Consider the following 5,066-nt stretch of genomic DNA (forward strand, 5'->3'; position numbering starts at 1 on the left):
ACGCACAAGTATGCATACTCTTTTCCTCCCGAACGCAAGGCATCCGCATAAACCTCCTTATCGAAGGTGTTGCATTTTTGCACAACAGATTGGTATTCATTAAAGGCATCTGTTAGTTCACCTTCAATGGTAGCTTTGCCCGAGTTATTCCACCATGGCCTCAAATCAGTATTGAAATACTGTACGGAAAGCCGTTCGTCATAACCTAACTCTACAAAGCGCTCAACAGCGGTTTTACCAACAGTTCCGAAAGGAATGATAGTATTTAGTGAAAGTGAATGGCCTTTTGATACGGTTGATAAAACAGCTCCCTTCCTGAATGCATCAGCAGCCTCGCTGCCTTTGGTGATAAATTGAACCACACCAGTCGCTTTTGGCGCAGCTACATAAAAATACCCCCAGTCGATACGCATATCGTCGGCGCCTTTTTGAAGAACAGGCTGCTCAAGAGTGCCCGTTTTTAACACGGAAAGTTTCGCAGTAGCATATTTTTGTGCGCTAACCTCCTGTGAAGGCTGATAGACCGCGATGTCAGATGACGCGCCGAGGAAAACTTTTACGGCGTGGTTTTTTCCATCGTTTGCATTCACTTTATAAGTAACGTAAGAAACCGGACGGGATAGCAACCTCAGGTCGTTCAACAGCAACGGTGAAGTGAATGTCAATTGTAGGTTCACTTTTCCGGCGGCGAAATTGTAAACCGTTTGCGTTGCATTCACCTCTACATTTTTTTGTTCGGCCAGTAAAATCTGTGAAGCATTATCTTTTAATTTATCTACAAGGCCAAAATCTAAAAAGCGGCCACCTGCCGTATTAGCCAGGTGAATGGCAACCACGTTCTGACCTGCCTCAAGTGCATTTTTATTGATCGCAAAATATTGGAAACTGCTTGTCCAACCTTTTTTCTCGTAAACCCTGGTACCGTTCAGAAAAACCTCAATGTTGTCATCGTGATTAAGCTTTAGCAAAAGATCATTAATAGCGGTGATAGTACTCAAATTAAACGTCCGCCTCACCCAAATATCATCCGATTTCCATAACGTTTTTACGCTTTTCTCATCGTCGCCAATCGGTGCCTGTCCGGATTTCCAGCCGGCGATATTGTATTTTAGCGAGGTCCAGTCACCTGCTGGTTTGTTTTCTGTATAACTAACGTTATAAGACGCTTCGTCAGAAGCGCTCAATATGGTTTTGTAGCTGGTTTGCTCTTTTCCAAGGAAACGATAGATCTTCCCATCCACATTGATCAGGCCCAATAGTGAGTGCTCTGCACCGGTCCAATGCGTTGTGGTAGAGTTGTTCAGTTGATCGGTATTTGACCAGATACTAAAGTAGGTGTTGTGAGTGATCAGCGGATACGCGGGGGCTTTTCTTTCCTGTGCATGCACAGTCCCGGTCAGACAGGCGTAAGCCAGCAATACCAATGACTTAAGTCGGTTAGATTGGTTCATGGATAGTATATAATTGAGGTTTTATTCAAATCGTAAAAGTAAGTAAAAGCGTTGCCGGGATATCTTCATATTGTATCAAAGTCCGTGCATATCGTCTCATTTTCGCATGCATGTATGCGACACGCAGGGAATTTTACAGGATTACGGCAAGAAGCTATGTGAATGAATTGATAAGATAATAAGCTTTTTGGTTGACGGTTTCCCTTTCATTTACAGCAACGTATTCTATAATTTTGATTTCAACCTGCTTAAGCCTTCTTGTGTAATATTCAAATAATTAGCCACCAATCTGTTGGGTAAACGTTTTATGATCTCAGGATTTTCTTTAAGCAGCAATAAATAACGCTCGGTAGCATCGTTGGTAATGAAACTCATTAATCGGTTGGTATTTATTACGTAGGCATATTCCAGTTGATGGCGATAAAACTTTTCCCATGCAGGCAATGTCTCTACCAGTTGGTAAAAATCCTTCCTGTCCATATAAAGCAGCTCTGAATCCATTACGGCTTCAATATATTCGTTCGAAGGATTTTCGGTAATAAACGACACCATCGACGATGATGCATCATTTTCAAATATGATCCTCCGGGTAACTTCTGTACCAACGTCCTTTATAAAATAAATCCGCAAGCAACCCTTCACAACAAAATACATCCTGTTTGACAAACCGCCTTCGTGCAATAAAATTTCTTTCTTTTTAACCGTACGGGATTTAAAATATGAAAGGATCAACTGCAAATCTTCATCGCTCATTTTAACTTTTTTCAGGATGTATTTGGCCAATGCTTCTTTCATAAATATTCAATAGAATTTATTACCTAATAAAATTATGCGTTTTGCTTAAAGAATTTGGGGTAAATTAACAACGCGGCAAACAATGCAATAAATGCGTTTATCAAAAATACTTTATCAAAGCCATATGTTATTGACTGAGGTGAACCGCCCATTTTTGAGGTACCCGACACGCCCGACAAAACAGCGAATATAACCCCAATAACTGTTGTCCCGGTTATTTGCCCTAAAATCCGCGACAGCGACAGAAAGCCACTGAGCAGCCCACGCTGGTCTGCCCGCGCTACTTCCATAACAACGGTGTTGTTAGGCGTTTTAAAAAAGTTCAACCCCAGCGCAATTATTCCTATCCGCCAAAGGTAGCCTGTAATATGTTCGGCCGGGGTAATTGTACTCATACAATAGCATCCAATTGCTATGGTAAGCACCGCATAAAACATCACATTTTTTGCACCATACTTATCTGCAATTTTACCAGCATAAATACTTAGCGCAACAGTTAATAAAGGCCCGAAAGACATAATTAGTCCAACTTGCACCAGGCTGTAATTGGCTGCCTTCGAAAGATAGAACGGCGGCAATATTACCGTTGTAATAATTACGGTATAAACAAGTACCGTAGCAACCAGATTTTTACTGATAAGCCTGTTTTTAAAAATAGCGACATTTATTAGCGGGTGAGCTATCCTTTTCTCTAATTCAATAAATGTAAATAAACTAACAACAGTAATTGCTAATAACATTAAAACCAAAGGGTTGCCAAAACCACTTTTTTCAATCATCGTCATACCAATACAGTAGCACGATAAGGTGACTGCCAATAAAACTATTCCAACCCAATCAATAGATATCGATTTTTTAATGGCAGGGCTCAATATATACTTATAGCCCAATCCGTAAGCTACTACCCCAAACGGAACATTTACCAAAAACATGGATTGCCACCCAAAAGTTGAAAGCAATATGCCGCCAATGGTTGGTCCGCTTGCAATACCCAATGCGGTTATTGTTGATAAAATACCCATTATTTTGCCCAGCTGCTTTTTGGGCGTAAGCTCAGTTGCGATAGCCATACTTAAGGCCAATATTAAGGCCGCCCCCAAACCTTGTAAACCGCGAAACACGATAAATAATGTTGCGCTGTTTGATATGCCACAAAGCAGGGACGCTATGGTAAATATTACAATACCTGCCAGGTACAATTTCTTTTTACCTACAATATCGCCAAGCCGGCCAACAGCAGTAATTAAAGCGGTTAGCACAAGCAGGTAAGCCAACACAAACCACTGAGCCGAGGCAAAAGTTGTTTTTAGCGTTTTGATCATGGTTGGCAATCCTACGCTCACAATACTTGTGTCAAGGTTCATCATAAACAAGCTAATAGAAATACCGGCAATAGCAATGTTCAGGTTGGCTATATCGTGGTTAGACCTTTCTTCAATATCGATGTTATGTAAGGTATCTAATGTTTCTGTTTTCATGCTACAAAATTGAAAAGCAGAAAATGAATAAACATTGATGTGTGTTAAAAAATGGAAGAAGATGGAAGTTATTTTAAATCCTGCTGATTTGCTGATTTACGAGATGAAAAGAAGAAGAATCTGTGTTATGATTGACCGACGTTGGCACGTATATTTCTCCTAACTTTTGGGGCCGGTCCTCCGGAATCACACTTTTGAGCAAAATATTATGGCATAAAAAAAGCCCCGCAGACATGCGGGGCTTTGCTCCTGAGGCTGGGCTCGAACCAGCGACCCTCTGATTAACAGTCAGATGCTCTAACCGGCTGAGCTACTCAGGAATCTAATCCGGTTTGGAGTGGGGCAAAGGTAAAAACTCGTCGGATATTTCACAATTTTTATTCAAAAAAAAATCAAATATTTTTCATCCACTTTTTTACTTGCTGATTTCCTGCTATTTATGATCCCATTATATACTACAGGCTCTTCAGCAAATGGTAATTTTCCCTGCATATCTCGTTTTTTCCACCATCAAACTTAAAAAATCTGTCCCCATAATGTTTTCACTTATGAAAATCGGCATTACAAATGGGCACCGATGAATGATTATCCCTTAATTTTCACAATATTTGCGGCGAAAAAATATAAATATCTTTACATGAGTTTGTTAGTTATTGGCACTGTGGCGTTTGATGCCATTGAAACCCCTTTTGGTAAAACCGATAAAATAGTAGGCGGCTCTGCAACTTTTGCAAGTTTGGGCGCTTCTTACTTTTATGATAAAATAAAAATTGTTGCTGTTGTTGGCGACGATTTTCCTCAGCACGAAATTGAGGACCTGCAAAATCACAACGTTAATACCGAAGGCCTGCAGATAAAAAAGGGTGAAAAATCATTTTTCTGGAGTGGCCGTTACCATAATGACATGAACAGTCGCGATACCCTGGTTACCGAGCTTAATGTACTGGAAGCTTTTGATCCAATCATCCCTGACAGCTACCAGGATTGCGAATACCTGATGCTGGGCAATCTTTCGCCGCAGGTACAGCAAACGGTGATCACTCGCCTTAAAAACCGCCCTAAGCTTATTGTAATGGACACCATGAACTTTTGGATGGACATTGCCCTTGATGAGCTTTTAAAAACTATACAAATGGTTGATGTTTTAACCATCAATGATGCCGAAGTACGTCAGCTATCAGGTGAATTTTCACTGGTTAAAGCTGCCCGCAAAATATTGACCATGGGCCCTAAATACCTCATCATTAAAAAAGGCGAGCATGGTGCATTGTTGTTTCATGAAGATAAGATCTTTAGCGCCCCTGCCCTTCCGTTGGCCGAAGTGTTTGACCCTACCGGCGCC

4 protein-coding genes and 1 tRNA gene are annotated in these 5,066 nt (G+C 40.9%); 1 reads left to right on the top strand and 4 read right to left on the bottom strand.

Features of this window, described 5'->3' with window-relative positions:
- From VF500_RS31275 to VF500_RS31290, 4 genes are all read right to left on the bottom strand, one after another.
- The coding region (locus tag VF500_RS31275) for a DUF5127 domain-containing protein (RefSeq protein ID WP_330863412.1) at positions 1-1,451 on the bottom strand (1,451 nt) is incomplete at its 3' end.
- A 225-nt stretch (positions 1,452-1,676) separates the two neighbouring features.
- Positions 1,677-2,246 carry a Crp/Fnr family transcriptional regulator gene (locus VF500_RS31280; RefSeq protein WP_330863413.1) on the bottom strand — a complete coding sequence of 190 codons (570 nt, stop codon included), beginning with the start codon at positions 2,244-2,246 and terminating at the stop codon, positions 1,677-1,679.
- A 32-nt stretch (positions 2,247-2,278) separates the two neighbouring features.
- A complete protein-coding gene (locus VF500_RS31285; protein ID WP_330863414.1) occupies positions 2,279-3,724 on the bottom strand; it encodes an MFS transporter in 1,446 nt (481 codons plus the stop codon).
- A 246-nt stretch (positions 3,725-3,970) separates the two neighbouring features.
- Positions 3,971-4,044: transfer RNA gene (locus VF500_RS31290), tRNA-Asn, on the bottom strand.
- A gap of 317 nt (positions 4,045-4,361) precedes the next feature.
- Here VF500_RS31290 and VF500_RS31295 point away from each other — a divergent pair.
- A partial coding sequence (locus tag VF500_RS31295; RefSeq protein WP_330863415.1) for a PfkB family carbohydrate kinase occupies positions 4,362-5,066 on the top strand: 705 nt, incomplete at its 3' end.

This window comes from Mucilaginibacter sp., from assembly GCF_036383575.1.
In the GTDB taxonomy this organism is placed as follows: Bacteria; Bacteroidota; Bacteroidia; order Sphingobacteriales; family Sphingobacteriaceae; genus Mucilaginibacter.

Coding starts and splice junctions, on each gene's coding strand:
- VF500_RS31280 (WP_330863413.1), bottom strand. CDS start 2,246: ATGAAAGAAGCATTGGCCAAATACATCCTGAAAAAAGTTAAAATGAGC.
- VF500_RS31285 (WP_330863414.1), bottom strand. CDS start 3,724: ATGAAAACAGAAACATTAGATACCTTACATAACATCGATATTGAAGAA.